Annotated in this window: 25 protein-coding genes; 13 read left to right on the top strand and 12 right to left on the bottom strand. The window is 59.5% G+C overall.

What is annotated here, in order from left to right:
- Positions 1–38 precede the first annotated feature (38 nt).
- The 7 genes from HW452_RS11070 to HW452_RS11040 form a co-directional block, all read right to left on the bottom strand.
- Positions 39–836, bottom strand: a complete 798-nt coding sequence (locus HW452_RS11070) for a TraX family protein (protein ID WP_224106164.1) — start codon at positions 834–836, stop codon at positions 39–41.
- A gap of 181 nt (positions 837–1,017) precedes the next feature.
- Positions 1,018–1,788 (bottom strand): transporter substrate-binding domain-containing protein, encoded by a 771-nt coding sequence (locus HW452_RS11065; protein ID WP_224106163.1) that lies wholly within the window; start codon positions 1,786–1,788, stop codon positions 1,018–1,020.
- A 132-nt stretch (positions 1,789–1,920) separates the two neighbouring features.
- Complete coding sequence (locus tag HW452_RS11060) at positions 1,921–2,652, bottom strand: ABC transporter permease (protein WP_224106162.1); 732 nt, start codon at positions 2,650–2,652, stop codon at positions 1,921–1,923.
- 1 nt (position 2,653) lies between these two features.
- Positions 2,654–3,355, bottom strand: coding sequence for an ABC transporter permease (locus HW452_RS11055; protein WP_224106161.1), 702 nt, complete (start codon positions 3,353–3,355; stop codon positions 2,654–2,656).
- Positions 3,356–3,369: 14 nt separating this feature from the next.
- Entirely contained in the window at positions 3,370–4,140 is a 771-nt protein-coding gene (locus HW452_RS11050) for an ABC transporter ATP-binding protein (RefSeq protein WP_425348107.1), read from the bottom strand.
- Between the two features lie 208 nt (positions 4,141–4,348).
- Complete coding sequence (locus HW452_RS11045; RefSeq protein ID WP_224106159.1) at positions 4,349–5,341, bottom strand: succinylglutamate desuccinylase; 993 nt, start codon at positions 5,339–5,341, stop codon at positions 4,349–4,351.
- Between the two features lie 167 nt (positions 5,342–5,508).
- The gene (locus HW452_RS11040; protein WP_224106158.1) at positions 5,509–5,949 is read right to left on the bottom strand and encodes a hemerythrin domain-containing protein; all 441 of its coding nucleotides are present in this window, start codon (positions 5,947–5,949) and stop codon (positions 5,509–5,511) included.
- Positions 5,950–6,174: 225 nt separating this feature from the next.
- Between HW452_RS11040 and wrbA the strand changes: the two genes are divergently transcribed.
- On the top strand, positions 6,175–6,774 hold the full coding sequence (gene wrbA / locus HW452_RS11035) for an NAD(P)H:quinone oxidoreductase (protein ID WP_224106157.1): 600 nt from the start codon (positions 6,175–6,177) through the stop codon (positions 6,772–6,774).
- Positions 6,775–6,836: 62 nt separating this feature from the next.
- Here the strand turns inward: wrbA and HW452_RS11030 are convergent, their stop codons facing one another.
- On the bottom strand, positions 6,837–7,910 hold the full coding sequence (locus HW452_RS11030) for a tartrate dehydrogenase (RefSeq protein ID WP_224106156.1): 1,074 nt from the start codon (positions 7,908–7,910) through the stop codon (positions 6,837–6,839).
- Between the two features lie 134 nt (positions 7,911–8,044).
- Here HW452_RS11030 and HW452_RS11025 point away from each other — a divergent pair, with 134 nt between their 5' ends.
- The 5 genes from HW452_RS11025 to HW452_RS11005 all read left to right on the top strand — a co-directional run bounded on the left by HW452_RS11025 (position 8,045) and on the right by HW452_RS11005 (position 12,239).
- On the top strand, positions 8,045–8,968 hold the full coding sequence (locus tag HW452_RS11025) for a LysR family transcriptional regulator (RefSeq protein WP_224106155.1): 924 nt from the start codon (positions 8,045–8,047) through the stop codon (positions 8,966–8,968).
- Between the two features lie 125 nt (positions 8,969–9,093).
- Entirely contained in the window at positions 9,094–9,525 is a 432-nt protein-coding gene (locus HW452_RS11020) for a secondary thiamine-phosphate synthase enzyme YjbQ (protein WP_224106154.1), read from the top strand.
- A 161-nt stretch (positions 9,526–9,686) separates the two neighbouring features.
- Entirely contained in the window at positions 9,687–11,138 is a 1,452-nt protein-coding gene (locus tag HW452_RS11015; RefSeq protein ID WP_224106153.1) for an alanine/glycine:cation symporter family protein, read from the top strand.
- 176 nt (positions 11,139–11,314) lie between these two features.
- Positions 11,315–11,923 carry an FMN-dependent NADH-azoreductase gene (locus tag HW452_RS11010; RefSeq protein ID WP_224106152.1) on the top strand — a complete coding sequence of 203 codons (609 nt, stop codon included), beginning with the start codon at positions 11,315–11,317 and terminating at the stop codon, positions 11,921–11,923.
- A 13-nt stretch (positions 11,924–11,936) separates the two neighbouring features.
- On the top strand, positions 11,937–12,239 hold the full coding sequence (locus tag HW452_RS11005) for an MGMT family protein (RefSeq protein ID WP_224106151.1): 303 nt from the start codon (positions 11,937–11,939) through the stop codon (positions 12,237–12,239).
- A 72-nt stretch (positions 12,240–12,311) separates the two neighbouring features.
- On the opposite strand, the gene HW452_RS11000 is transcribed toward HW452_RS11005, so the two are convergent.
- Complete coding sequence (locus HW452_RS11000) at positions 12,312–13,880, bottom strand: bifunctional GNAT family N-acetyltransferase/carbon-nitrogen hydrolase family protein (protein WP_224106150.1); 1,569 nt, start codon at positions 13,878–13,880, stop codon at positions 12,312–12,314.
- A 46-nt stretch (positions 13,881–13,926) separates the two neighbouring features.
- A complete protein-coding gene (locus HW452_RS10995; RefSeq protein WP_224106149.1) occupies positions 13,927–14,838 on the bottom strand; it encodes a DMT family transporter in 912 nt (303 codons plus the stop codon).
- Between the two features lie 121 nt (positions 14,839–14,959).
- Between HW452_RS10995 and HW452_RS10990 the strand changes: the two genes are divergently transcribed.
- Complete coding sequence (locus tag HW452_RS10990; protein WP_224106148.1) at positions 14,960–16,981, top strand: NADPH-dependent 2,4-dienoyl-CoA reductase; 2,022 nt, start codon at positions 14,960–14,962, stop codon at positions 16,979–16,981.
- A 206-nt stretch (positions 16,982–17,187) separates the two neighbouring features.
- Entirely contained in the window at positions 17,188–18,231 is a 1,044-nt protein-coding gene (locus HW452_RS10985; protein WP_224106147.1) for a threonine aldolase family protein, read from the top strand.
- Positions 18,232–18,273: 42 nt separating this feature from the next.
- Here the strand turns inward: HW452_RS10985 and HW452_RS10980 are convergent, their stop codons facing one another.
- Positions 18,274–18,780, bottom strand: a complete 507-nt coding sequence (locus HW452_RS10980; protein WP_224106146.1) for an invasion associated locus B family protein — start codon at positions 18,778–18,780, stop codon at positions 18,274–18,276.
- A 324-nt stretch (positions 18,781–19,104) separates the two neighbouring features.
- Between HW452_RS10980 and HW452_RS10975 the strand changes: the two genes are divergently transcribed.
- Genes HW452_RS10975 through HW452_RS10965 form a run of 3 tightly spaced genes read left to right on the top strand, consistent with a single transcriptional unit; the run spans position 19,105 to position 23,936 of the window.
- Entirely contained in the window at positions 19,105–21,027 is a 1,923-nt protein-coding gene (locus tag HW452_RS10975) for a PrkA family serine protein kinase (protein WP_224106145.1), read from the top strand.
- A gap of 32 nt (positions 21,028–21,059) precedes the next feature.
- Positions 21,060–22,349, top strand: coding sequence for a YeaH/YhbH family protein (locus HW452_RS10970; protein ID WP_224106144.1), 1,290 nt, complete (start codon positions 21,060–21,062; stop codon positions 22,347–22,349).
- 24 nt (positions 22,350–22,373) lie between these two features.
- Positions 22,374–23,936 (top strand): SpoVR family protein, encoded by a 1,563-nt coding sequence (locus tag HW452_RS10965; protein WP_224106143.1) that lies wholly within the window; start codon positions 22,374–22,376, stop codon positions 23,934–23,936.
- A gap of 14 nt (positions 23,937–23,950) precedes the next feature.
- Here the strand turns inward: HW452_RS10965 and HW452_RS10960 are convergent, their stop codons facing one another.
- Positions 23,951–24,265, bottom strand: coding sequence for a high-potential iron-sulfur protein (locus tag HW452_RS10960; protein ID WP_224106142.1), 315 nt, complete (start codon positions 24,263–24,265; stop codon positions 23,951–23,953).
- Between the two features lie 296 nt (positions 24,266–24,561).
- On the opposite strand from HW452_RS10960, the gene HW452_RS10955 reads away from it, so the two are divergent.
- Complete coding sequence (locus tag HW452_RS10955; protein WP_008958975.1) at positions 24,562–24,837, top strand: Lrp/AsnC family transcriptional regulator; 276 nt, start codon at positions 24,562–24,564, stop codon at positions 24,835–24,837.
- 135 nt (positions 24,838–24,972) lie between these two features.
- Positions 24,973–25,782: a DNA/RNA non-specific endonuclease gene (locus HW452_RS10950; RefSeq protein WP_263433634.1), complete on the top strand. Its 810-nt coding sequence runs from the start codon at positions 24,973–24,975 to the stop codon at positions 25,780–25,782.
- The last annotated feature ends 25 nt before the right edge of the window (positions 25,783–25,807 follow it).

Here is a 25,807-nt window from a genome sequence, read left to right as displayed (position 1 = left end):
GAGGCGGCTTTTTCAGGCGTGCTTTTCGGGATTTCAGGCTACCAGCCGAAGGCGATACGCCCGCTTATCAGCAGCCAGACGGCGATCAGGGCGAAGTGCCCTGGGTACCAGGCGAGCCACAGCCTGCGCGGCATGACGAGCGGCACGGCGGTAACCTGCCGGGCTGCACCGGCGGCCAGGATCAATACCGCGATGCAGGTGGCAACGGTAAACGATTTCGCCATGTCCGAAGCATTCATCTGCCCGGCAATCCAGAGGACCGGGAAGGCGGCAAGGCCTGCCCACAGGCGGGATTGAAAATGTGGCCCGGCCTGACTGAGAGCGTGCATGGCAAACATGAGCAGCGGAATCAGCAGCAGGCCATTGTGGCCATACTCCACCCAGAAGCCCAGTAGATACCAGAGCGTGACGCCTACCGTGGTGCCGAGCATCAGCCAGCCAAGCCCCAGGGTTTGCTGCTGGTAATGCTGCCAGCCCTGGCGCACCAGCGTACCCAGCGCCAGGCCGCTTGCCAGCGTAAAGCAGACATTGAAAATCAGCGCATCCGAGGCGCGCGGCATCAGCATGTAGGGAACTTGCGCGACCAGGCCGATAATCAGGATACGCCGGGCATAGCGCAGCGGGTTACGCGTATTGAACAGCCCGTGCCATGCCACCATGGCGGCAAACAGCGGAAACGCGATACGTCCGATGGAGGAGCCTGCCCATCCCAGCTCCCAGCCAGCTGGCAGTACATAGCGGGTCAGGTGATCCACGGTCATGGTAATGAGTGCCAGCCATTGTCCCCATCCCGTCCAGTGGGAAGAGGGTCGCAAGAGCGACGATGTGTCAGCCATAAAACCTCCGTGTCGGTCACTAGCTCGCTTAAGAAGACCGATAGTAGCACGGCTAGTTCACTGAATTTGCTCGCCTTGATGGCAAGTAAGGGAAAAGCGGACGGTAAAAGGTGAAGAGACGGCAGTGGCAGGATGGCGAAGGGAGAGTGGAGGCTCCCCGGCGGTGCCGGGGAGGGGAGGCTTACTCGTCGCCGAAGTAGCGAGTGTAGATTTCGTCGTAGGTGCCGTCTTCTTTCAGCGTTGCCAGGGCGTCGTTGAATTTATCGGCAAGCGCCTGATCACGCTGGCGGAAGGCGATACCGAAGCCGTCGCCGAAATACTCCTTGGGCTCGGTGATCTGCTCACCCACGATCACGTAATCACCGTTTTCGTTTTCGATCAGCGTGGACTGGCCGATCGGGAAGTCGAGGAACACGATATCCAGACGCTGGGCGTCCATGTCCAGCACCATGTCGTCGGCAGTGGAGTAGCGGCTGATATCGGCTACGCGGCCATAGTTGTCGGTAACGTAGTTGTCCTGGAGCGTACCGCGCTGAACGCCGATGGTCAGGCCTTCAAGGGTTTCTTCGTTGGCTTCGTCGATATCCAGGTCGCTTGCCGCGAACCAGGCCGACGGCATGGTGATGTAGGGCTCGGAGAACAGCACCTGCTGGCGACGCTCGTCGTTGATGGTCATGGAGGACATGACGGCGTCGTAGTTGCGTGAGAGAAGCCCCGGGATGATGCCGTCCCACTCCTGCTCGATCCACTCGCAGGTCACGCCGATCTCTTCGCACATGGCGTTGCCCAGGTCGATGTCGAAACCGGTCAGGTCGCCTTCAGCGGTGCGGTACTCCATTGGCACGTAAGGTACGTCCACACCGATACGCACGTGGTCGTAGTCGCGCGCCTGAGCGGAGGAGGCTGCCGCAACAGCCAGACCGATCAATGAAACCGATAGCAGTTTTTTCATTATTGAACTCCATGGTAAAACAGGTTCACATGATGTGATCTTCTTTAACGTACCCCAGCTTCGGACTGGCGAAAAGAGAAAAACATCATGCGAACCAACGTTTGTTCGACGTTCGCTGCCAGGCCCGTCGGCTCACGGGGTCTGGGGCTTCAAGTGGGCGAGCAGTTTCTTCTCCAGGAAGCGGAAGAAGAACAGGATGGCAAACGTCAGGCAGAGATAGATCAGCGCCACGAACAAAAAGGGTTCGAACGGGGTGTAGAAGCGCGAATAGACGTAGCGGGCGGCGCCGGTCAAGTCCATCAGCGTGACAACGCTTGCAATGGCGCTGGCGTGAAGCATGAAGATCACTTCATTGCCGTAGGCAGGCAGGGCACGACGAAAGGCGCTGGGAATGATGATACGCCGCATCATCAGGCTCTGGGACATGCCGTAGGCGCGTGCCGCCTCGATTTCCCCCTTGGCCGTTGCCTTGATTGCACCCCGGAAGATCTCGGTGGTGTAGGCGGCGGTATTCAGGGTAAAGGCGATCAGCGCAGGGTAGAACGCCTCGCGGAAGATGGGCCAGAAAACGCTTTCCTGGATGCCGTCAAAGAACACCACGCCGTAATAGATGATGTAGAGCTGAACGAGCAACGGCGTGCCGCGAAACACGTAGGTATAGAGATACACCGGCAGGCTGATCCATTTACGCTTCGAGCTGCGCAAGATGGCCAGCGGCACAGCCAGCACCAGGCCAATCACCAGCGAAAGAAATACCAGCTGGGTCGTGGTAACCAGACCATCCCAGTAATAGCCCAGGGTGGTAGGGGTGAAGATCAGGTTGCCGGAAAGAAGGTCATTGAACCAGGCGGAAATATCAGGCATGTCAATGCTCCCCGAATCCGATGTCGTAGCGTTTTTGCAGCCTGGCGAAGATCCACTCGGACACACTGGCGATCAGCAAATAGGCAACCGCTACGGGAATTAGAAACACGAAGGGTTCGTGGGTCGCGCGGGAGGCTTCGGCCGCCACGCGAACCATGTCGGTCAGGCCGATGACCGAGACCAGGGCAGTGGTCTTGAGCAGTACCATCCAGTTATTGGAAAGCCCCGGCAAGGCGTGGCGCATCATCTGCGGGAAACGGATGCGCCGAAATACCAGCGCACTGCTCATGCCATAGGCCTTGCCCGCTTCGATCTGGCCGTTGTCCACGGCCATGAACGCGCCGCGAAACGTCTCGCCCATGTAGGCGCCGAAAATGAATCCGATGGTCAGCACGCCGGCAGCAAAGGCATTGAAATTGATATAGATATCGATGTCGTAATGGTCATAGAGAATGTCGCTGATGGCGTTGACGCCGATCTGCCCACCGTAGAACAGCAGCATCATCAGCACCAGATCCGGCACGCCGCGAATCAGCGTGGTGTAAACGGTCGCAACCCGATGCAGCAGCCAGTGGCGCGACATCTTGGCCGTGGCGGTAAAAAGCCCCAGCACGATGGCCAGCAACAGCGACAGCACGGCCAGTTGAACGGTGACCCCGGCGCCTTCGATCAAGCGGGGGCCGTACCCTTGCAAATCCAGCATGGTAGCCTCGCAGATCAGTAGTTGGGGGTAAGAAACTGTTTGAGTCGCGGCGACTGTGGATTGCCCAGCACGTCATCCGGGGAACCGGCTTCTTCTACCAGTCCTTGATGCAGGTAGATCACCTTGCTTGACACATCCCGTGCGAAGCTCATTTCATGGGTGACGACGACCATGGTTCGCCCTTCGTTGGCCAGGTCGCGCATGACTTTCAGCACATCGCCGACCAGCTCCGGGTCCAGCGCCGAGGTGGGCTCGTCAAACAGCATGACTTCAGGGTCCATGGCCAGCGCTCGGGCAATGGCGCCGCGCTGCTGCTGCCCGCCGGACATCTGGGCGGGATAAGCGTTGGCGCGGGCACTCAGGCCAACGCGCTCCAATAGTGCATGGGCATGGTCGGTGGCTTCTTTTCTGGATTTGCCCAGCACATGAATAGGCGCTTCGATGATGTTCTGAAGCAGGGTCATGTGCGCCCAGAGATTGAAGTTCTGAAACACCATCGACAGCTTGGCACGCATCTGCACGACCTGCTTCCAGTCGGCCGGCTCACGACCGTGACGGGTATGCTTGAAGCGAATGGCGTCGCCGTGAAGAATGATCTCGCCATCATCGGGCTGCTCGAGCAGGTTCATGCAGCGTAGAAAGGTGCTTTTACCAGACCCTGAAGCGCCAATCAGAGTGATCACGTCACCCTTTTGTGCTTCCAGTGAGAGGCCTTTCAAGACTTCCGTATCGCCAAAGCGCTTTTTGATATTACGCACTTCAAGGGGAGTAGCGGCCATAAACATAGGCTCCAGTACAAAATTGCCGCGATAGCAACGCGTTTGACGCGTTGGGCTAGGTGGCGGCTGGCGCGAAAAAGTGGCGATTCTATCAGGCCCAGCGAAAATTGCGTGCTTTCGTTATGCGATAAATGCACGACCTTGGCGAATGCAGTGCGTCAGCTGGTCTTGAATGGCCTCTAGGTTGTTGTTATTTAATGCTTATTATGGTCTTTCAAGGTTTGATTGGTGGTTCGGTAGGTGAAACCAGAAGAGCCGCCCGTGCCCCCAGGGCGACGTCTGCATTGGGAAACACGACGTGCAAGGGAGTATCGCCCACAATGAAGTCGCCTGCCACGCTGTCATGGGCCAGGCGCGTACCCGGTTCGAAACGGCTGAAATTGGGCGTGTCGGCGGCGAAGCAGAGCGAAAAATCTTCCGCCTGGCGCATCAGTTCATGGTGTACCTGAAAAAACGTCATCTCATCCGGCGCTTTCTGCGCCGGCTTTCTACCTTCGCCCAGCGCATCGAGCAGTGCCTGCATGGGTACCAGGGCGGCCATGTCGTTTTCTCCGAAGGGCGCGACCCGGCCAAGTTCGAAGGTAAATGCCTGGGCCTGGTGGTAGTGCTTGCTGTAGTGCGAAAACGTCCAGCTTGCCTGGTGCTGGTGGAGTACCGCCTGCATGTCGGCGGCCGCCAGCCACTGCCACTGATGTGGCGCGATGCGGGTATCGGCAAATGGCTCGACCACAAAACGCGGATAGAGGCTGGCGCGAATGGCGGTATGCAGGTCGTAATGCAGCCTGGGTAACTCGGTATGTGCGGCAAAGAAGTCGTCTACCGCGCTCATCAGTTCCCGAGCCCGCGCAGGCTCGGCACCCGGTTCGGCGATTCCACGCGTGAACAGGCGGTTGAGATTGGTCTCGATGAAACGCCTTTGGGCGCGCAAGGCAGGAATATTGCCAAGGATCACCAGCACTGGTGCGCCCAGGGTAGTGATGCCCGCTTCCAGCGCACTCAGCCAACTGCCCAGCAGCTCGACCGGGGCCGTTTCATTGCCGTGAATGGCCGCCGAAAACACGCAGGCGTGGGCATCAGGTGCTTGCGTATCGGGCAAGAGCTCCATGATACCCGGGGCGTGCAGCTGATAAGTGCCGCTGGCGAATCGGCCCCGCTTTTGTGAAGGCAGGCGCTCGTTGAGCGTCCAGTCGAGCCAGTAATCCAGCATGTAGGCCTCTTGTTATTGGTGGGTGATTCGAGGTCATGTTTAGCATGCCCTCGGCGCAGGGCAAGCGCCAGCGTCGACGTTATGAAAAAGAAGAGGGGGTTCGTGTAAGCGCCGAGCGCAAGACGCCCGCAAGAGTGCGGGCGTCGGAAAGCGAACAAGGCAAATGCTTAGCCGGCGCGCAGGCGCTGCATCTCTTGTTCGTACTCGTCGGCAAGAGCGGTTTTCTGCGGGTTTTTCAACCCACGCCCGGCCAGCTGGAACACCTCCTGCTCTTCTTCATCCAGATGGTGGGTCACCAGGTGCTGCAGTTGCTTGGCATAGGTCAACCAGTTGGATGCGCTGTAATCGGTGCTGTCCAACTGCTCGATCAGCTCGTCGATTTCATGATGCTCGGCTACGCTGTGGCGGGCCTTTTCCTGGGTAAGGTCCATCTCCATCAGCGGAATGTAGAACGCACGCTCCTCGGCGGCGGCGTGGTGTTGAAGTTCATGCTTGATCTGCTGGTAGAGCGTGTCGCGCTCTTCACTGTCGCCGTGGGTTTCGACCAGGCGGGCCATCAGGTCGCGTTGCAGGTCGTGATCCTTGCGCAGAGCTTCGAAAATGGTCATGGGGCTACTTCCTTGTCGTGGAGACTTGATAGCAAAGATTAAAATCTAGTCAGTCGCAGGCATCTTCGCAAGCACAAAGCCATGCAGGAAATCGAAGCGAGTAGATGAAAACATTCGCTTTTATGACGTTTATATTGGGCTATGGTTAAAGGCACTAGCCTGCATGCAGGTTAGTAGTAACTGGTTGGTAATACAGGCCGAACGCAACGTCCAAAGGAGTGAGCAATGTCAAAGGTACTGGTACTTTACTATTCCATGTATGGCCACGTTGATACCCTGGCCAAGGCCGTCGCCGAGGGCGCAAGACGGGTGGACGGCGTGGAGGTAACCGTCAAGCGGGTACCGGAGACCATGCCCGATGAGGCATTCAAGAATGCCGGCGGCAAGCAGGATTACGACACGTCGGAAGCCACGCCCCAAGAGCTTGCCGACTATGACGCCATCATCTTCGGTACGCCGACTCGCTTTGGCAACATGGCCGGCCAGATGCGCACCTTTCTGGACCAGACCGGTGGGCTCTGGGCCAATGGTACGCTGCGCGGCAAGGTAGGCAGTGTATTTACCTCCACCGGTACCGGCGGCGGCGAGGAGATGACGGTGACTTCCACCTGGACGACGCTTGCCCACCACGGCATGGTGATCGTACCCATCGGCTACGGCATCGAAGAGCAGTTCGATATTTCCGAGGTGAGCGGTGGCAACCCCTACGGCGCGGCCACGCTTGCCGGCGGTGACGGTTCTCGTCAGCCCAGCGAACGTGAGCTGAAACTGGCGCGTTTTCAGGGTGAGCACGTGGCCGGTATTACCGCCAAGCTGGCACGTTGACAGCGCTTGCATGAAAGCCACCCGTCGGGGTGGCTTTTTTCATGCCTGACGCTTTTATGTGTTTATTCACCAAGGCGCTTGGCAATCGCTTCGCCCAGTGTCCTGGTCGTGCCCTGACCGCCGATGTCGCCGGTCAGCACGCTTGAATCGCCCTCGGCGAGTATCGCCTCGATGGCGCTGACCATCGCGTCGCCCGCCTCCTTGTAGCCCAGGTGCTCCAGCATCATGGCACCCGACCAGATCTGGCCAATGGGGTTGGCGATGCCCTTGCCTGCAATATCCGGGGCGCTGCCGTGAACGGGTTCGAACAGGCTGGGGAACTTGCCTTCCGGATTGATGTTGGCCGACGGCGCAATGCCGATAGTGCCGGTGCAGGCAGGGCCAAGGTCGGAGAGAATATCGCCGAACAGGTTGCTGCCTACCACCACGTCGAACCAGTCCGGATGGAGCACGAAGTTGGCGGTCAGGATATCGATATGGAACTTGTCGACGTCGATATCCGGATACTGCTTGGCCATCTCCTGCACACGCTCGTCCCAGTAAGGCATGGTGATCGAGATGCCGTTGGACTTGGTAGCCGAGGTCAGCTTCTTGCGCGGGCGGGTCTTGGCCAGATCGAAAGCGTATTTAAGCACGCGGTCGACACCGGTGCGGCTCATCACGGTTTCCTGAATGACGACTTCGCGCTCGGTACCTTCGAACATCTTGCCGCCGATGCTCGAGTACTCGCCCTCGGTGTTTTCACGCACCACATAAAAGTCGATGTCGCCTGGTTGGCGGCCGGCCAGCGGGCTCTTGATGCCCGGCATCAGCTTGCAAGGGCGCAGGTTGACGTACTGATCGAAGCAGCGTCGAAACTGGATCAGCGAACCCCACAGTGAAATATGGTCGGGCACCTTCTCGGGCCAGCCAACGGCGCCGTAGAACAGGGCATCGAAGTCTTTGAGCTGCTCGAACCAGTCGTCCGGCATCATCTTGCCGTGCTCCAGGTAGTAGTCACAGTTGCCGAAATCGAATGTGGTGAACTCGAGGTCGATGGCAAAGCGCTGGGCAGCAGCCTTCAGTACACGCAGACCCTCGGGCATGACTTCCTGACCGATGCCGTCGCCGGCGATGACCGCAATACGATGAGCCATGGGAACTCCTGTCGGTTGTTGAGTAGGCGTTTGGAAAACGCTTTGATAGACCTGCTGCAAACAGTCTAGCGGCTGTGGCGGTAAAGATAATCGGGTTAGTATGCAAGCTATTGTTGCCCGAAAGTGGAGAATCCATGTCGACGCTTGATGATCTGGCGTTTTTTCAACAGCTGGCCCGCGCGGGCAGCCTGACAGCCACGGCGCGGGAGCTTGGGCTTTCGCTCTCTGCGGTCAGCAAGCGGCTCAAACAGCTGGAAGGCCGCCTCGGGGTAGAGCTTGCCGCCCGCACCACGCGGCGGCTGACACTGACCGCCGAAGGCGAGCGCTATCTGGCGCGCGGGGGGCTGATTCTCGACGAGCTTCTAGAGCTTGAAAATTCACTGGGAGACGCCCGACAGCAGGCACTTGGCGGCAGACTGCGGGTGAATGCCACGTTCGGCTTTGGCCGACGGCATGTCGCGCCGCTACTTTCCGCCTTCTGTGCGGCGAACCCAGGCGTCGAAGGCTGGCTCGAGCTGACCAATTTTCCGCTCAACCTGAACGATCATGGTTTCGATATTGGCATTCGCGTTGGCAAGCCGCCGGATTCGCGCCTGATTGCCCGGCCACTGCTGGCCAATCGGCGGGTCTTGTGCGCAGCGCCTGACTATACGGCGCGTATGCCACCGCTTGCCACGCCAGCGGACCTGGCCCACCAGGCATGCCTGGTGGTGCGGGAGAACGATACCGATTTCCCTCTCTGGCGCTTCGAGCGCATCGCCAGACCAAGTGAGGTGCAGTCGGTCAAGGTCAGCGGGCACCTGGCCAGCAACGACGGCGAAGTGATCACTCAGCTGGCCCTGGACGGGCACGGCATCATGCTGCGCTCCTGGTGGGACGTGAACGAGCATCTGGCCAGCGGTGCGCTTTGCCCCTTGATGCCTGGCTGGCAGGGCGTTCGGGCCGATTTCTATGCCGTGTTCGAGCAGCGCCGCCATGTGCCTGCCCGGCTGCGCGCCTTCATCCATTACCTGGAGAGCAAGATCGCCGCGCGCGTGCCACCGCAGCCCCTGCCCTGAACGACTTGCTCGGCGTCACCTTGATCGACGATAGAACGCCAAGGTTGGGCTATGGTGAAGAGGACCTTGCAGAATGGACATGCAGATGACGTGCTTTTAGCGCAGAAAGGGCAAAGGAGTGTTGTATGTGGCATCAGCAGGAAATCCATCTACCCGAACTGGCTCGCGGCTTTCATCTGATCACCGATCAGGTGGGCCGTGCGCTGCCGTGCCTGGACGATTGCCGTATCGGCATGCTGCATCTTCAACTGATGCATACCTCGGCGTCGCTGACGCTCAACGAAAACAGCGACCCGGATGTGCGCCATGATCTCGATGCCTTCATGCGCCGGCTGGTGCCGGAAGGGCTCGGTTACTTTCGCCATACCCTTGAAGGGCCGGACGACATGCCTGCCCATGTGGCGGCCAGCCTGCTTGGTACCCAGATAACCCTTGCCGTACGCGATGGGCGTATGGCGCTGGGGACCTGGCAGGGCGTGTGGCTTGGCGAGCATCGTGAGCAGGGCGGGCCGCGGCGTATACTGGCCACGCTGAATGGCTGCGAAGACCGCCACTGAAATATACCGTTATCTTCCATGGTAGGTTAGGGTAAATTAGTAAATGCCGATATCTAGCAGCTACTTGCTGGAACATCAGAATAAATACGCCAATTTTCTTGCCATTTGAGTGAAGGCATGAAGAATGAAGCGCCTTCGACAAGTTAAAAAGGGTATGTGGTATGGATTTTACGATTCCAGAGCTGTTGACGGCGGCCGTTGACCGCAGCAACGGCCTGCTGTGGGGCAGCGTGCTGATTTACCTGCTGATCGGGGCAGGGCTCTATTTCACGATCATGACCGGCGGCATCCAGGTGCGTTATTTTGGGCATATGTTCAAGCTGCTGCGCTCCTCGCGCGATGCCGGCGAAGGCATCTCCTCGTTTCAGGCGCTCTCGACAAGCCTGGCGGCTCGGGTGGGTACCGGCAACCTGGCCGGGGTGGCAGTGGCCATCTACTTCGGCGGCCCGGGGGCGATCTTCTGGATGTGGATGACGGCCATGGTGGGCATGGCCACCAGCTTCATCGAGTCCACCCTGGCCCAGGCGTACAAGACCGACCACGGCGACAACACCTTTCGCGGCGGCCCGGCACGCTATATCGAGCGCGGGCTCGGGCTGCGCTGGATGGCGGTGCTGTTTTCGATCTGCCTGATCATCGCCTTTGGATTGGCGTTCAACAGCGTTCAGGCCAACTCCATCGCCCAGGCCATGGAGCAGGCATTTGCCGTTCCCACCTGGGCCATGGGGTTAGTCCTGGTCGTGGTGGTAACACCGATCATCTTTGGTGGCTTGAAGTCCATCGCCAAGGTGGCCGAGCTTATCGTACCGCTGATGGCGCTGCTTTATCTGGTGCTTGCACTGGTCGTGGTGGCGCTCAATATCGGTGATTTCCCGGCGGCCATCATGACCATCGTGAAGAGCGCCTTTGGCCTTGAGCAGGCCGCCGGCGGGGCCGTGGGTTATGCGATTTCCCAGGCCATCATGAACGGTATTCAGCGCGGCCTGTTCTCGAACGAGGCGGGCATGGGGTCAGCGCCCAACGCGGCGGCAACCGCCAGTACGCGTCCGGATCACCCGGCAGCTCAGGGCTTCATCCAGATGCTGGGCGTGTTTCTGGATACGCTGGTGATCTGCACAGCGACGGCTGCCATCATCATCATGGCGGGCCCGGAACTGCTGGCGGGTGAAGAGAACAACGGCATCCAGCTTACCCAGCTGGCCCTTTCAAGCCATGTGGGCGACTGGGGGGCGATGTTCGTGGCGATTGCCATCCTGCTGTTTGCCTTTACCTCGCTGATTGCCAACTACTCCTATGGTGAATCCAACATCGAGTACCTGGCTGGCCGACGTGCACCGGTGGCGGTGCTTATCTACCGGCTGGCGGTGCTTACCATGATCATGGTGGGGTCGGTGGCAAGCCTGGGCGCGATCTGGAACTTTGCCGATCTTTCCATGGGCATGATGGCGATCATCAACCTGGTGGCCATCCTGATGCTGTCGCCGATTGCCTTTGCGCTGTTTCGCGATTACGAAAAGCAGCTGAAGGCCGGCAAGGAGCCGACCTTCGATCCGAGCAAGTTCCCTAAACTGGCCAACCGGGTCGACCCCAAGGCGTGGCCCAGAAAGAAATAGCCGCCAACGTGTCTGCTTGAAACCCCGCCCTGATGGCGGGGTTTTTTTTTATAAGAGCTTAATAAAGATTCGATTTTGTCGAATGAAAATCGCAAATCAATGCGCTTTTGATTCACTGAAAGCATCGTAGAATAGCGACAAATATTCATCTTTCCATTATGAATCAGGAGTTTTCAATGACTACGCGTGCTTTGTTGGTCACCGCTTCCATCCTGGGTGAAAACGGCCAGTCCACGGCGCTGGCCCAGCATTTTCAAACCCGTGCCGCCGAGCGCGAAGGGGTGGAAGTGACTAAGCACGATGTGGTCGCCAACGCGCTGCCTCATCTGGATATCGCCGAACTCGGTGCCTGGCAGACTCCGGCGGACGAGCGCAGCGAAGAGCAGCAGGCCTTGGCCGCGCGTTCGGATGAGCGTCTGGCCGAGCTGCGCGCCAACGATGTACTGGTCATCGCCGTACCCATGTACAATTTTGGGGTGCCTTCACAGCTCAAGGCCTGGTTCGACCGCGTGCTGCGTGCCGGCGAAACCTTCCGCTATACCGAAAATGGCCCGCAGGGGCTGGTGGAAGGCAAGCGAGCGATCATTCTGGGTGCGCGGGGCGGCATCTATGCCGATACCGGCATGGATAGCCAGACGCCGCATCTCAAAAGCATGCTAGGCTTGATGGGCGTTACCGATGTCGACGCTGTCTACGCCGAAGGCCTGAACATGGGTGAGGCCATGCGCGACGCGGCGCTGAAAGAGGCTTTCCAGGCCATCGACCGGTTGGTTGAGGCGCTATAACAGAGAGTTGACCATGGCACGCCCTGAATTGCTCGAGCAGATCTACACCATTGTCGATCAGATTCCGGCAGGGCGGGTAACGACCTATGGGCGCATTGCCGCCATGACCGAAGGCGCGACTCCACGCTCGGTGGGCTCGGCCATGCGCCATCTGCCTTCGGGCCATACGCTTCCCTGGCATCGGGTGATCTCGGCAAGCCTCAAGCTTGCCGATCACGGGGGCGCATCACGCCAGTACCAGAAGCTGCGCGATGAAGGTGTTGTTTTCGATGCAAGAGGGCGTGTGCCCGCCCATCTGCTCTGGCCTGATGAATGATGCCTTGAATGGATACGCAAACGCCGCCCAACGGGCGGCGTTCTTGTATGGGTAAAAAAGCGCTTTTATGCCTTACTCGTCCAGATTGGCACCGGACTTCAGCGACCAGTCGCGCCAGCGCAGGTCGAACAGATCCTTGCGGCGGTCCTTCAGGTTGGTCACCGAGCCTTCGGCGCGCACGATGGTCAGGCGCGTCAGGTCCAGGTCCGAGAAGAAGATCATCTCGGTATTGGGCGTGGTTTCCGCCAGCACCGCGTCGTGGGGGAAGGCAAAATCCGACGGCGTAAACACCGCCGACTGGGCGTACTGGATATCCAGGCTCTCGATCGAGGGCAGGTTGCCCACACTCCCGCACAGGACCACGTAGCATTCGTTCTCGATGGCGCGGGCCTGGCCGCAATGGCGCACCCGCAGGTAGCCGTTCTTGGTGTCGGTCCAGAAGGGTACGAAGAGGATGTCCATGTCCTGGTCGGCCAGCAGCCGGCCAAGTTCCGGGAACTCCACGTCGTAGCAGATCAGAATGCCCACGCGCCCGGCGTCGGTATCGAATACCTGCAGATTGTCGCCCCCCTCGATCACCCAGTCGCGGCGCTCCTGCGGAGTGATATGCAGCTTGGCCTGCTTGTCGATGTCGCCGTCGCGATGGAAGAGATAGGACACGTTGTAGAGCCGGTCATCCTCGCCCACTTCGATCATCGAACCGCCCACGATGTTGATGTTGTAGGACACCGCCATGCGCGAAAGCTCGGCCTTGAAACGCTCGGTAAAGCTTGCCAGAAAGCGGATGGAGCCCCGCTGGTCCTGCTGGGCGGTGCGGTCCTGCAAGCCCATCAGGGGGGTGGTGAACAGCTCCGGAAAGACGGCAAAGTCGCTTTGATAATCCGATAGGGCGTCCACGAAGTATTCGATCTGCTGGAGCGCGGCTTCGACCGAGGAAAACTCGCGCATCTGCCACTGGACGGCGCCCACCCGCACCTGGGTGGGGCGTGTGTCCAGCACGTTCTCGGCAGGCTCGAAAAGGATGTTGTTCCACTCGAGCAGCGTCGCGTAGCCCCGGGACTGTTCGTCTTCGGGCAGGTACTTGCGCAGCAGGCGCTTGACCTGGAAGTCGTTGGCCAGCTGAAACGACAGAATCGGGTCGTAGATCTCCTTGCGCGAGACCTTGTCGATGTACTGGGCCGGGGTCAGTTCGTCGGCGTGCTGGTAGTACTCGGGAATGCGTCCGCCGGCCAGGATGGCGCGCAGATTGTGCGAACGGCAAAGCTCCTTGCGCGCTTCGTAGAGGCGTCGGCCCAGGCGATAGCCGCGGTAGTCCGGGTGGATCAGCACATCCAGCCCGTACATCGCATCGCCCTCCTCGTTGTTGAGGATGATCTCGCGGTGGCCGATCAGATCGTCATACTTGTGCGGGTTGGAAAATTCGTCGTAGTCCACCTGCACCGTGAGCGCCACGCCAACTAGATGGCCGTCGTCTTCAATGGCGATCTGGCCGTCGGGAAACTCCTGGATCAGCTTGTCGATAGTGTGCCGGGGCCAGGCACCGCCGATATCGTGATAGACAGCGTCCATCAATGTCTTGAGCTGATCGTAATCATCGCTCGTCAGGTTGCGCAGATTTAGATGCAGTTCTTCTAAGGACATGTCAGGGGGTTCCAGAATAAAAAGAAAACAGCTTAGTACAAGATGGCTAGGCGCGGCCTGGCTTATTTGCTGCTACGCCTTGTACCAGCGGGCGCGTCAGGGTCTGTGCCATGATGACGCCGGCCAGAATCAGCAGGCCGCCGGTAAAGTGAAAGCTCGCCACCTGCTCGCCCAGCATCACCATGGCAATCAGCGCACTGAACAGCGGCATCAAGTTGATGAAGATGCTCGCCTGGTTGGCGCCGATCTGACGCACGGCACGCATCCATAGATAGGTGGTAATGACCGAGGCAGGAATGCCCGCATACACGATCAGCCCGATGTTCTGGCTATCGACCGGGGTCATGGGGCCCATCAGGTAGGGCGGCAGCAGAAACAGCACCGCACAACATACCTGAGCATAGAGCATCACCCAGGGCGGCAAGTTCATTTTCCAGCGCTTGAGCATGACACCGTATAGCGCGTAGCAGCTGGCGGCGACCACCATCAGCGCGTCGCCTCGTGCCACCTCCAGGTTCAGAAGCGAAAGGGGATTGCCGCGGCCCAGCAGTACAGTCACGCCGATAAATGCCAGCACGCCGCCTATCACGCCACCAAGCGTAGGCGGCTCGCGCAGGATCAACGCGCTCATCAGAACGGTCAGAAGCGGTACCATGGCGGCCAGAATGCCCATGTTGGTCGCCGTGGTGGTTTCCGCGGCCACATAGGCAAGGCCTTGCCATAGCCCCATGCCCAGAAGCCCGAGGGCCGCGAGCTTGTACCCGTTCCGGGCGATCTCCTGGCGATGGCGAATGACCGCCGGAAGAACGAACGGCGTCATGACCAGAAGCGCCAGCAGCCAGCGCAGAAAGGCGATGCTGCTCGGCGCAATGGCGCCGACGCTCAGTTGGTTGATGGTCATGTTGCCCGACCAGATCAAGACGGTGGCAAGCGGCGGTAGAAAGTAGATCAGCGGCATCACAGTTTTCCTTGTCGTTAGCCGGATAATGTTACGTGCTTTATCGCGTGTCGCAAGCGAAGACTGTACGCGGTGACAAGGATGTCATACGCTTGTTTGAATAACGCCAAGGAGAACCGTGATGACCCGTGCGCCCGCTTACCCGTCTCTTTTTCAGCCGATGACCGTTGGTCACCTGACACTGCCCAATCGCCTGCTGATGGGCTCCATGCATACCAACCTTGAAGAAGCGCCAGACGGCTTTGCAAGGCTGGCGGCCTTTTATGCCGAGCGCGCGCGGGCCGGGGTGAGCTTGATCGTGACCGGGGGCATTGCGCCCAATCCAGAAGGCGCGGTATTCCAGGGTGCCCATGCGCTGACCGATGATTCGCATCTACCCGAGCACCGCGAGGTCGTCGAAGCGGTTCACGCCGAAGGCGGGCATCTGTGCATGCAGATTCTACACGCCGGACGCTACGCCTACTCGCCGGCGTTGGTAGCGCCTTCGGCCATTCAGGCGCCGATCAACCCGTTCACACCGCGTGAATTGCAAGGCGACGAGGTCGAGCAGCAGATCGATGACTACGTGCGCTGCGCCGTGCTTGCCCAGAAGGCGGGCTACGATGGTGTGGAAATCATGGGCTCGGAAGGCTACCTGATCAACCAGTTCATCTGCCAGCGCACCAACCGGCGCACGGATGAGTGGGGCGGCAGCTTCGAGAACCGTATTCGCTTTCCCGTGGAGATCGTCAAGCGCGTTCGCGAGGCCGTGGGCGAGCGATTCCTGGTGATCTTCCGCCTCTCGATGATCGACCTGGTGGAGGAGGGCAGTACCCATGAGGAAATCGTCGCGCTTGGCCAGGCCGTGGAAGCGGCTGGCGCCAACCTGATCAATACCGGCATCGGCTGGCATGAAGCGCGGGTGCCGACCATCGTGACCAGCGTGCCGCGAGCGGCCTTCACCGAAGTGAGTCGCCGGGTGAAAGCCGCGCTCTCGATTCCGCTGGTGACCACCAACCGGATCAACATGCCAAGCGTGGCCGAGGCGGTACTGGCCGACGGCCACGCCGACATGGTCTCCATGGCCCGGCCGTTTCTGGCCGACCCGGCCTGGGTCGAAAAGGCCAAGGAGGGGCGTGCCGATGAAATCAATACCTGTATTGCCTGTAACCAGGCGTGTCTGGATCACACCTTTGCCGGCAAGCTGACTTCTTGTTTGGTCAACCCCCGCGCTTGCCACGAAACCGAGCTGGTCATCGAGCCTGCCGCGGCGTCCAAGCGCGTGGCGGTGGTGGGCGGCGGGCCGGCGGGTCTTGCCACCGCGGTTACGGCGGCCCGCCGAGGGCATCACGTGGTGCTGTTCGAGCAGCGTGCCGAGTTGGGGGGGCAGTTCAACTATGCCCGCCGAATCCCCGGCAAGGAGGAGTTCAACGAGACCCTGCGCTACTACCGCGTCATGCTGGAAAAGTACGCCGTCGAGGTGCGCCTGAACACCCGCGCCACTGTAGAGGCGTTGGCGGAGTTCGATGACATCGTGATGGCAAGCGGCGTGCGCCCACGCACCTTGACGCTGCCCGGTGCCGAGCACGAGCGCGTGATCAGCTACGCCGAAGCCATCGAGAACCCGAGCCGCGTGGGCCGGCGGGTGGCCGTGATTGGCGCCGGCGGCATCGGTTTTGACGTCTCCGAGCTGCTGGCTCACGAGGAGCATCCGGCGCTGGATGTCGATACCTGGTGCAAGGAGTGGGGGGTGGATCTGTCGGTCAGCGAGCCCGGCGGCTTGAAGGCGCCCCTGGCCCCGGCGGTATCGCGGGAGATCGTCATGCTTCAACGCAAGAGCTCCAAGGCGGGCAAGTATCTGGGCAAGACCACGGGCTGGGTGCACCGCGCCTCGCTGAAGGCGCGCGGCGTCAAGACGCTGACCGGCTGTGAGTATCTGAAGGTGGACGATGCGGGGCTGCATATTCGGCGCGATGGTCAAGTGCAGGTGCTCGAGGTGGATAGCATCGTGGTCTGTGCGGGCCAGGAATCCGTGCGCGATCTGATCGCGCCGCTTGACGCTGCCGACAAGCGGGTGCACGTCATTGGCGGCGCCGACGAGGCGGCGGAGCTGGATGCCAAGCGAGCCATCGATCAGGGCATGCGCCTGGCTGCCACGCTTTAAGTCGTTGATAACCGCAGGTGACGCTTGTTCGTAAATGACGATAGACTGACAGACCCATCACCCTGTCAAGCATGGGGTGGTGTTCAAGGCGCTAGTGGCACCCAGCTGGCGCCGTAACTATGTCACTTAAAGACGATGTCAGTAAAAAGACAATGTCAGTAAAAGACGTGTCAGAAAGACAGCGTCCGTCAAAAAGGACCAGCGCCATGACTTCGGAGTGTACCCCGCGATTTCTAGCCAGTGACAACACCTCGGGTATCTGCCCGGAAGCCATGCAGTACTTGATGGAAGCGAATCAGGCAGACGACCTGGCCTATGGCAACGACCGCTGGACCGAGCGGGCCGCGAACCGTTTTCGGGAAATGTTCGACTATGACTGCGACGTTTTTTTCGTGTTCAACGGCACCGCTGCCAACTCACTGGCGCTTTCGGCAATGGGGCGCAGCTACCACAGCGTGATCTGTCATGAGCTTGCGCATATCGAAACCGACGAGTGCGGCGGGCCGGAGTTCTTTTCCAACGGTGCCAAGCTTTTGACGTCGCCCGGGGCGAACGGCAAGCTGACCCCTGAAGGTATCGAAGCGCTGGTCACCAAGCGCCGCGACATTCACTACCCAAAGCCCAAGGTCGTCTCGCTTACCCAGGCCACCGAAGTGGGCACGGTATATACCCGCGAAGAGCTGCTGGCGATTCGCGCCATCGCCGACAAGCACGACCTGCGCCTGCACATGGACGGCGCCCGATTTGCCAACGCCTGCGCCGGGCTTGATGCCACGCCAGCGGAGCTGACCTGGCAAGTGGGCGTGGACGCGCTGTGCTTCTCGGGCACCAAGAACGGGCTGGCGATGGGTGAAGCCATCCTGTTCTTCAATCGCGAACTTGCCGAAGACTTCTCCTACCGCTGTAAGCAGGCAGGCCAGCTGGCTTCCAAGATGCGCTATATTTCCGCGCCTTGGCTCGGCCTGCTGGAAAGCGGCGCCTGGCTGACCAATGCACAGCACGCCAACGCCATGGCCGATTATCTTTCCAAAGGGCTGCAGGCGCTGCCTGGTGTCTCCTTGATGTTCCCGACCCAGGCCAACAGCGTGTTTGTCGAACTCCCGTCCCATGCCATCAACGCGCTCAAGGCCAAGGGCTGGACCTTCTACACCTTTATCGGCGCGGGCGGGGCGCGTTTCGTGTGCGCCTGGAACACTACCGTGGAGCTACTCGACCAGCTGATGGCCGATATTCGCGAGGCCATGGCCTAGCGCCGATGGCCCATACCGCCGCCCTGGGGCGGCGGTATGAGTTCAGGGCGTGATCTCTTGGCTGGCGCTGGTAAAGCCCATCAGCGACAGATTGAGATCGAGGCGCTGGCCGTCCGGGGCGATGGCGCTGACGGTAGCGCTATTGCCGCTGCGCAGCTGTTGCAGCATGCTCGGCTCCAGCGGCAGGTCGGCGCGGCAGCCCTGCTCGTGGCAGAACTGGTAGGGGAAGCCAACCGGCTCGTTGTTATCCACCTGAAGCTGCATACCCGGCGCCAGATTTACTCCCAGCGGCAGCATGAAGGCGATTACCGCATTACCCTGAGCCTGGGGCGGGTAGCCGACCATGGCGCGCATCAGGGGTTCGTTGCTGTCGGGGTTGTTGACCATCTGGCTCATGATGCAGCCCTGCTGGCCGGCGCCGGTGGGGCACTCTACCTCCCAATCCTGAAAGCGTTGAGTCTCGACATTGGACGCTCCCTGCTGGGCCTGAGCAGCAGTGGCGGCAAGCAGCGGCAGTAGTGCGGTGATCAGGGCACGACGAATCGGCATGAGTTTATCTCTCCTGGTTTGCAGGCGGGTCTGGTGTGAAAAGGGCGGGCCGCAGCTCGCCGTTGAGTCATTCAGCGTATCTGCATCCGTATCAGCTGCATTCGAACATGAGGCGTCCCTCGTGTTCCAGCATCATGTTCACAAGATGCTCCAATTTTCGAGTTCTGCATATACGTTGGCAGCGGTACCGCGCATTTAGCGTTGAAGGTTTTACTCTCGCTTTCTGCATTGATGACTACGCTGATAAAACGACCCTGCATTAGGCACATCGCACGGTGGATGATTGAAAGGGCGGTGGCCTGGGCTGTGCCAAAGGAGAGTTCCATGAGCATCTTTGATCACGTTCAAGACCGTTTTGCCCGCGTTCAGCAAGAAGACATGAGCCTTGAGGAGTATCTGGCGCTCTGCAAGCGTGACCCCGGAGTGTATGCCAGCGCCGCCGAGCGCATGCTTGAGGCCATCGGCGAGCCCAACGTCATCGATACGGCAAAGGACCCGCGCCTTTCACGTATCTTCTCCAACAAGGTGATCCGTCGCTACCCGGCATTTGCCGAGTTCCACGGCATGGAGGAGGCTATCGAGCAGATCGTGGCCTATTTTCGCCATGCCGCTCAGGGTCTTGAGGAGCGCAAGCAGATTCTCTATCTGCTCGGGCCGGTGGGCGGCGGCAAGTCATCGCTTGCTGAGCGTCTGAAACTGCTCATGGAGCGTATTCCTTTCTATGCAATCAAGGGATCGCCGGTATATGAATCCCCCCTTGGGCTGTTCTCGCCGGAAGAGGATGGCGAGCTTCTCGAACATGAGTACGGCATCGCCCCGCGCTATATCAAGAGCGTGATGTCGCCTTGGGCAGCCAAGCGGTTGAAGGAGTACGGTGGGGATGTCTCGCAGTTTCGCGTGGTGCGTCTTTACCCCTCGCGGCTCAACCAGATCGCGATTTCCAAGACCGAACCTGGCGACGAGAACAACCAGGATATCTCCTCGCTGGTGGGCAAGGTAGATATCCGAAAGCTCGAACTCTACTCCCAGGACGACCCGGACGCCTACAGCTTCTCCGGCGGGCTGTGCCGTGCCAACCAGGGGTTGATGGAGTTCGTGGAGATGTTCAAGGCGCCCATCAAGGTGCTGCATCCGCTGCTCACGGCCACCCAGGAGGGCAACTACAACCCGACCGAGGGCATGGGGGCGATTCCGTTTGATGGCGTGATCCTGGCCCACTCCAATGAGTCCGAGTGGCAGGCATTTCGCAATAACCGCAACAACGAGGCCTTTCTTGACCGGGTATATATCGTCAAGGTGCCGTACTGCCTGCGGGTGTCCGAAGAGGTCAAGATCTACCAGAAGCTGCTGGAGGACTCCTCGCTCAACGCCGCCCCCTGCGCGCCGGATACGCTGCGCATGCTGGCGCAGTTCTCGGTGCTCTCGCGCTTGAAGGTGCCCGAAAACTCCAGCATCTACTCCAAGATGCGCGTGTATGACGGCGAGAACCTGAAGGACACCGACCCGCGCGCCAAGTCGATTCAGGAGTATCGTGACGCCGCCGGGGTGGATGAAGGCATGCAGGGCCTCTCGACGCGCTTTGCGTTCAAGATCCTCTCCAAGGTATTCAACTTCGACAGCCTGGAAGTGGCCGCCAACCCGGTGCATCTGCTCTACGTGCTGGAGCAGGCGCTGGAGCGCGAACAGCTGCCGTCTGACGTGTTCGAGCGCTATCTGGGCTTCATCAAGGAGTTCCTGGCACCGCGCTATGTAGCCTTCATCGGCAAGGAGATCCAGACCGCCTACCTCGAGTCCTACAGCGAGTATGGTCAGAACATCTTTGACCGCTACGTCACCTATGCGGATTTCTGGATCCAGGATCAGGAGTACCGTGACCCGGAAACCGGAGAGCTTCTGAACCGCCAGTCGCTCAATGAAGAGCTTGAGAAGATCGAGAAGCCCGCGGGTATTTCCAATCCGAAGGACTTTCGTCACGAGGTGGTGAATTTTGTGCTTCGCGCCCGCGCCCAGAACAACGGCATGAACCCCAGCTGGCAGTCCTATGAAAAGCTCAAGGGCGTGATCGAGCACAAGATGTTTGCCAACACCGAAGAACTCTTGCCGGTCATTTCGTTCAATGCCAAGGCCTCGAAGTCGGACCAGAAAAAGCACGAGGACTTCGTGGCTCGCATGGTGGAACGCGGCTATACCGAAAAGCAGGTGCGGCTACTTTCCGAGTGGTATCTGCGCGTACGCAAGTCCCAATAGCTGCATCTACCTTCCGGGCTTGAGGAGGTCGCATGACCTACTTTATCGATCGAAGACCCAACGCCAAGCACAAGAGCGCGGTCAACCGGCAGCGCTTTCTGGAGCGTTACCGCAAGCATATCAAGCGTTCGGTGGAAGAAGCGGTCAACCGCCGCTCGATTACCGATATGGAGCGCGGCGAGAAAATCTCCATTCCGACCAAGGATATTTCCGAGCCGGTGTTTCAGCATGGCCCTGGCGGGGCGCGCAGTATCGTCTCGCCGGGCAACAAGGAGTTTGTGCAGGGCGACAGGATTCGCCGGCCCGGCGGCCAGGGCGGCGGGAATGGCGCCGGCGAGGGTGGGGCTTCCAACCAGGGGGAAGGTAACGACGAATTTGCCTTCACTCTGACTCGTGAAGAGTTTCTGGAATTCGTGTTCGACGGCCTGGAGCTTCCCCACCTGCAGCGCAAGCCGCTCAAGTCGCTGGAGGAGGTCAGGATGGTACGCGCGGGGCTTTCGCGTGATGGCGTGCCGGCGCGCATCAGCATTACCCGCTCCATGCGTGAGGCCTACGCTCGGCGTATTGCCATGCGTGCGCCGATCAAGCGCGCGCTGCTGGAGGCTCAAAAGGCGCTGGAAGACGAGGAGCGCAAGGACCCGGTGCTGCGCAACCCCGCGCGTATCGTCGAGCTGAAAGCGGAGATCGAGCGCCTTGAAAAACGCATCGAAGCGGTGCCCTTCATCGATACCTACGATCTGCGTTACCACCAGCTAAGCGCCCAGCCGCAGCCTTCGAGCCAGGCGGTCATGTTCTGCGTGATGGATGTGTCCGGTTCCATGACGCAGAACCACAAGGATATCGCCAAGCGCTTTTTCCTGCTGCTCTACATGTTTCTGGAGAAGCATTACGAGAAGGTGGAGCTGGTGTTCGTGCGCCACCACACGGCCGCCCGGGAAGTCAGCGAGGAGGAGTTCTTCTACTCTCGTGAAACCGGCGGCACGATCGTGTCCAGTGCCTTGAAACTGGTCAACACGATTATCCAGGCGCGCTACCCGCCGGAGAAGTGGAATCTCTACGTGGCCCAGGCCTCGGACGGGGATAACTGGGACGATGACTCCCACACCTGCCGCGACATGCTCATCAAGCAGCTGATGCCGCAGCTTCAATACTACGCCTACGTGGAGATCACGCCCCACGATCATCAGTCGTTGTGGCACGAGTACGAAAGCGTAGCAGGCCATTTTCCCGAGCGCTTTGCCATGCGCCAGATTGTCGAAGCCAGCGATATCTATTGCGTTTTTCGCGAGCTGTTCAAGCGTCGCTTGAGTCAAGCCGACTAGCGGCTATTGCGAGAGGAGTGTGCCATGACCGAGTCTCGACAACCCATAGCCACGGGGTCTGACTGGAATTTCACCATTCTTGAGCATTTCAACGACAAGCTGGCAGCGCTTGCCGACGAGTACCGGCTGGACACCTACCCCAACCAGATCGAGGTGATCACCACCGAGCAGATGATGGATGCCTACGCCAGCGTCGGCATGCCGGTGGGCTATCATCACTGGTCGTTCGGCAAGCAGTTCCTGGCTGTCGAGCAGGCCTACAGGCGCGGCCAGATGGGCCTGGCCTACGAGCTCGTGATCAACTCCAACCCCTGTATCGCCTATCTGATGGAAGAGAACACCCTGATGATGCAGGTACTGGTCATGGCGCATGCCTGCTATGGCCACAACTCGTTTTTCAAGGGTAACTACCTGTTTCGTGCCTGGACCGATGCCGATTCGATCGTCGACTACCTGGTGTTTGCGCGGCAGTACATTGCCCAGTGCGAGGAGCGTCATGGGGTACACGCCGTCGAACAACTGCTGGATGCTTGTCATGCCCTTCAGAACTACGGGGTCGATCGCTATAAACGGCCTTCGCCCATCTCGGCTGAAGAGGAGGCCAAGCGCCAGCAGGAGCGCGAAGCGTACCTGCAAACTCAGGTAAACACGCTGTGGCGAACGATTCCCGAGCCACCCTCCAACGCTTCGCCGCTGCCTGGCAGTTTGCACCGCGACGAGGACCCGCTGGGGCTGCATGAAGGTGGCATCTATCCGCCGGAGCCTCAGGAAAACCTGCTCTATTTCATTGAAAAGAATGCACCGCTGCTGGCGCCCTGGCAGCGCGAAATCGTGCGTATCGTGCGCAAGCTGGCGCAGTACTTCTATCCGCAGCGCCAGACCCAGGTAATGAACGAGGGCTGGGCCTGTTTCTGGCACTACACGCTGATGAACCGGCTGTATGACGAGGGCAATGTGGACGAAGGCTTGATGCTGGAGTTTCTGCAGTCTCACGCGGCGGTCATCAACCAGCCCGATTTCGATAGCCCCTACTACAATGGCATCAATCCTTACGCGCTGGGGTTTGCCATCTTTCGGGATATCCGGCGCATCTGTGAGGCACCTACTGAAGAGGACTGCCAATGGTTTCCGGATATTGCCGGTACGCCCTGGCGCGCGACGCTCGAATTCGCCATGCGCAACTTCAAGGATGAGTCGTTCATCCAGCAGTTTCTATCACCCAAGGTAATGCGCGACCTCAAGCTATTTCTGATCGTGGATGATGATCACTCCGAAACCCTTGAAGTGGCGGCTATTCATGATGAACAGGGGTACCGGCGGTTGCGCGATGCGCTCTCCATCCAGTATGCGCTCTCGGTAAAGGAGCCCAACGTGCAGGTAGTGGAGGCGGCAATTCGCGGGGACCGCTCGCTGACGCTGCATCACGTTCAGGATAGCCGCCGCCCGCTGGCGAGAAGCGTCTATCCCGTGATTCGCCATCTTCACGAGCTGTGGGGGTTCCCCGTTCACTTGATTTCGCTGGATGAAGGGCGCGTTACCCACCGCTACCGCTGGCCGGTCGAGGAGGAAGGCAAGGAGCATCCCTGAAATGTCAGGGGGGCTTAGCCCATTGCCACCCAGGATTGGCACCAACCGCCGGGCTCGACGCTATATTCGGGAAACAGCTGGCAGCCCTGGGTACGCTCGGTATAGAACATGCAGTTATCGCAGCGCTCGCCCGCTTCATAAGCCGGGTGGTCGCTGGCATCACTGGCATTCTCTACATAATTGAGCGCCTGGGCGCTGGGGGCGTCTGGATCAAGGCGCGGCAGCGTCTGGGCAAAGGCCGTTCTGGAAAGAATACCCATACCCAATGGCAGGGCGGCCAGGGCCAGCGTGCTGCTGCGTAAGAACTGTCGACGGCTCTGATTGGCCATGGTTTCTCCTGAGGCTTGCGTTTATCCATCTTGATAGCGCGTAAGGTCACGGTGGACGGATGGTAAGCCATCTCTGATTTGTGTCTCTTCATTCTGACTGGCTGATCATTGAGAAGCCAATGATGCTACTCAAGCGATAGCCACTGCTGTCTGACAGCATTCAGCTTAATACGATCCCTTGGCTGACCGCTACCGCACCACGCCGCGCGCTAGCGGGCGTGCGTGAGCTGCGGATTCAATCAGTCCTGTTATACTCCCTGCGTATTTTTGGATCACTTACCTTTAGTGAGGTCGCCATGCAGAACGCAGTTATCTTGATCAATACCGACAAAGGCCAGGTCAAAGCGGTGGCCGAGCGTCTAGCGGACGTGGAAGGCATCAGCGAAGTGTACTCCACCTGCGGACGCTACGATCTGGTAGCCATCGCCCGCACTCGAGATTTTGAAAGCCTGGCGGAACTCGTGACCGAGCGTCTCAATGCGGTCGAAGGCATCAGCGATACCGAAACCCTGAACGCCATGCAGGTACACTCACGCCACGACCTTGAAACCATGTTTTCGCTGGGTTGGTAGTTCTGAAGTAAACGCCGTCTAGAGCATGGCGGCGTGTCATGAGCAATAGACAAGAAATTAAAAAAAGTAGGGAGTGGGAACGTGGGAAGATCGCTTCTGCGCTTGCGTCGGCAAGGGCGGCGCTTGGGTATTGCCATGCTGTTTGTGGTGGCCGGGGCCGGGCTTTGGGAATTTCAGGAGCGTCAGTATCAGGATGCCTATACCTGGATGGGGGTGCCTACCTGGGACGGCTTTCATCCCACCACCTTTCACCGCGTACTGCGCAACGATGGCTACCTGGTGGGCTGGTCGGATGTACGCGTCAATCCGCTCTGGGTCAGCTATCAACTTGAAGCTGTACCTGACGATACCCGTATCGGTCCGCGGCCCAATTTTCAAGCCGACTGGCGCACACTCTGGCCGATCTCAACCGATAGCTATTCGGGCAGCGGCTATGACCGGGGGCACATGGCGCCCAATTACGCCATTGCCGCCGTACACGGGCGCCGTGCCCAGCTCGATACGTTCTTGATGAGCAACATGTCCCCTCAGCGCCCCAACCTGAATCGCCAGCTCTGGCAGCGCCTGGAACAGTCGGTCATGGATCATTTTGCGCCGCGATTTGATCGCCTGCAGGTGATTACCGGACCGATATTTCCCGAACACTTCATGGACAACGTGTTCAACCGGGTAGGGTTCGTGGAAGTGCCCGAGGCGTTTTACAAGATCATCGTTGCCCCGCATGAGGACGCCCCGCTGGCGCTGGCGTTCATCATGCCCCAGGATGTGCGCGGCAACGAGCCGCTGGCAGACTACCTGGTCACGATCGATGAGATCGAGGCGCGCACCGGTCTCAACTTTTTCCCGGACCTTTCGCCGGAGCTCGAGGCCGTGCTGGAAGGAGAGCTGCGCACCCAAGGCTGGGCGCTCGAGGACGTCTCGAAACGTCCGGGGCGGTTTCAGTAGCCCCGCTGCAAAAGATCAATAGCGA

The organism is Vreelandella aquamarina, from assembly GCF_020075495.1.
Lineage (GTDB): Bacteria > Pseudomonadota > Gammaproteobacteria > Pseudomonadales > Halomonadaceae > Vreelandella > Vreelandella aquamarina_A.
The sequence above is the reverse complement of the archived record's forward strand: the minus strand, read 5'-3'. Positions and strand labels throughout refer to the sequence as shown.